Annotated in this window: 4 protein-coding genes and 2 pseudogenes; 5 read left to right on the forward strand and 1 reads right to left on the reverse strand. The window is 33.5% G+C overall.

Annotated features, from left to right (window positions below; translation table 11 throughout):
• Nucleotides 1–696 (reverse strand): annotated as a pseudogene (locus Wcon_RS09015) (Rpn family recombination-promoting nuclease/putative transposase); the annotation flags it as partial.
• 377 nt (nt 697–1073) lie between these two features.
• On the opposite strand from Wcon_RS09015, the gene Wcon_RS12235 reads away from it, so the two are divergent.
• From Wcon_RS12235 to Wcon_RS09030, 5 genes and pseudogenes are all read left to right on the forward strand, one after another.
• Nucleotides 1074–1343 (forward strand): hypothetical protein, encoded by a 270-nt coding sequence (locus Wcon_RS12235; RefSeq protein ID WP_237350131.1) that lies wholly within the window; start codon nt 1074–1076, stop codon nt 1341–1343.
• Nucleotides 1344–1351: 8 nt separating this feature from the next.
• Nucleotides 1352–1405, forward strand: a pseudogene (locus tag Wcon_RS12240) (hypothetical protein); the annotation flags it as partial.
• Nucleotides 1383–1697, forward strand: a complete 315-nt coding sequence (locus Wcon_RS12245; RefSeq protein WP_237350132.1) for a transcriptional regulator — start codon at nt 1383–1385, stop codon at nt 1695–1697. The pseudogene Wcon_RS12240 and the gene Wcon_RS12245, both read left to right, overlap by 23 nt.
• Nucleotides 1698–1885: 188 nt before the next feature.
• Nucleotides 1886–2266, forward strand: a complete 381-nt coding sequence (locus tag Wcon_RS11485) for a DNA repair protein RadC (RefSeq protein ID WP_179947512.1) — start codon at nt 1886–1888, stop codon at nt 2264–2266.
• Entirely contained in the window at nt 2239–2544 is a 306-nt protein-coding gene (locus tag Wcon_RS09030) for a JAB domain-containing protein (protein ID WP_114517905.1), read from the forward strand. The genes Wcon_RS11485 and Wcon_RS09030 overlap by 28 nt, the downstream gene beginning before the upstream one ends.
• Nucleotides 2545–2650 lie beyond the last annotated feature (106 nt).

Below are 2650 nucleotides of genomic sequence, written 5' to 3' on the forward strand. Positions count from 1 at the left end.
ATTATACGCTTTTTCCTTTGCTCATATGCTAGTAACTCTTCTTCTGACCAATTAAACTTATTCATCTCTTCATAAGCTCGTTTTATTATTACGTCACTACCAACTATCTTATCTAGATCCTCTTCCCTTGTTTCTCCTGCATATACGAAAAAAATAACACCATTTTTCTACTATATTTTCTAGTTGGTCTTCTTTGGTTTTTGTAAATTTTGGTAGCTCTATAAATACGAAGTAAAAATCCTTCAAGTCATGTTCAAAGCTATTTTTATCCAAGATGACATGATTTGATTTGTACTCAGCCTTATCTGGAAAAATAATGCAATCAGCAACAGCAATAAAGATAATTTCCTTGAGATTATGATACTCATCACCTTGATCAGCTTGACTTGAGTAGGCTTTAGCAGCATAATACTGAGCACGCTTTTCGAAGCCTTTGGTCTTAGTGAACTGCATCTCTATGATGTATCTGGAACCTTGAGAGTCCTTACAAAGAACATCGACAATACTCTGCTTTTTGGCGGCAATTTCAGGATCTAGAATGGTAGCTAAGAATTCAACATCGTGAATAGCGGCTAAGCCAGTAAAGCCTAAAATATCGTTCAAGAAATGAATGAGGATATCTTTATTCTTCTCAGTGCCAAATATTCTTTTAAAAGCATAATCATTGCGTGCATCAAGAAATTTAGATAAAGCCATGATGAATTAACCTAGAAAGCATTAATAATTATACACAATTCTGTAGAAATATTCAACTAAAATGCAAACATAGAAGTTTTTGTATATCTTTATTTGGTAGTATTAACCTGTATAATATTTATGGCAAATATCTCAATAAGGTATCAGATAGCACAAAAAGTAAGGAGCTGGAGGTTAAAGAGAAAATATACTCTGAAAGACTTAGTAGACAAAATAAGCATAAACTACCACACGCTGCTAAGCAAGGAACATGTGGTATTCCAGTTGAAAAGTTAAAAATCATAGCAGAGTCGTTATCAATCCCTATTAGAAATCTATTTCCTGGGCGAAAAGTACTAAAAGAAAGCAGTTGTTTTGACAAAGCTAAAATCCAGGAAATGTATAATTTTATAGAAAAAACAGGAGGACACAAAGCAATTTATGCATTAACCAAATCTGTCCGAGCTGAGGAAGAAAGTAATATAAAAGCAGCAAGAATAAGAATTGCAAAGAATCTAGTTAAGGCAGGGTTTGATACTGACATTATCTATCGAGCAACAGGCTTATCAATTGAAGAGTATGCTGATAGAGAGAGTATCGGCTGTACAAGCCCAAAACGGAGGACAAGAGATCAAGAAGTGGAAGAGGCTATACGCAAGAAGAATTAGCAAAAAAGCTAGATGTAGGTCCCTCACAGATACATCACTATGAACAAGACTATTTTCAGTGAAAGGTTGTGGGAGATAGCAAAAGAATTATCAGTGAATGCTGAAGATCTGATAAAGGAAGAAGATAATTATGAAGATGGTGAAGCGGAAAATGAGTTATTAAGTTGGGCGAGGGAATATAGAAAAATTGACAATCAAGAATCACGAGATGAGCTAAATATATGGGTAGAATTTTTCTTGCAAAGAAAGCAAATTTACAAAGAAAAGATTTACAAAACAGAGGAAATGAAAGTTGCAAATAATTTACTTCAGTTAGGTTTTTCTACTGATGTTATTTCTAAAATAATTGATTAACAACAACCTTTTTACATAACTTGAAAATAAATATGTATTAATATCTTCACTTCTTGATGAAAAAATAAGTAAAAAAGATTGAGAAATTGATTTGACTTCACTCGCAAGCTATGGCTTTATGCCAATGCTGATAAAAAAACAGCAGTAAATATCTAAAAAAAGTTTGTTGTTAGTGAAAGGTAAATTATATGAATAAAAGTAAAGAAGAAATCGAATTCAGAATATTAGAAAGCAAAGGCAAAGCACTACTTGATCGTGAAATAATGGAAACGTTTCTAAGTGCAGTACATGAAAGGCAAAAAGCTCAGGAAATTGCTAAAAATCTGGTGAATACCTATACGGGAGTAGGAAGGATTTTAGGTAGAGAAATGGATGACCTGAAAGTTATAGAAGGAGTAACTGATTCTGCAGTAGCAATGATTATGTGCGTTAAGGAAACGCTAGAAAGGGTACTGAGAGAAAAACTTAAGAGTGAGCCAATAATGGACTTACAAGGGCTAGTAGAATACTTGAACGTAAGTATAGGCCACTCAGAAAGGGAATGTGTAAAAATACTGTACTTGAAATAAAAGGACGCCAATTAATCGGAGAAGAATCCTATATTGGTGAAATGGAAAAAGCACCGGTGTACATAAAGGAGATTACAAGAAAGGCATTAATAAAAAATGCAGCATTAATAATAATGTCACATAACCATCCAGGTGGGAGTTTAGAACCGTCAGAAGAAGATCAAGCAGTAACGAAGAGCTTAGCAGCAGCGTGTAGTACTGTAAGTGTTAGGTTATTTGATCACATTATTATCACAAGTGCGGGCTATTTTAGCTTTAGAGAAAACGGATTGTTATAGCAGAAAGCATTTGCAAATCTACTTACTATGATTTATAATGAGTAATAGAGTGTATAAGTTAAGGTTTGTATACTTAAAAAGTATTTTTAATATGGGGGTTATAGTG

This window comes from Wolbachia endosymbiont of Cylisticus convexus, assembly GCF_003344345.1.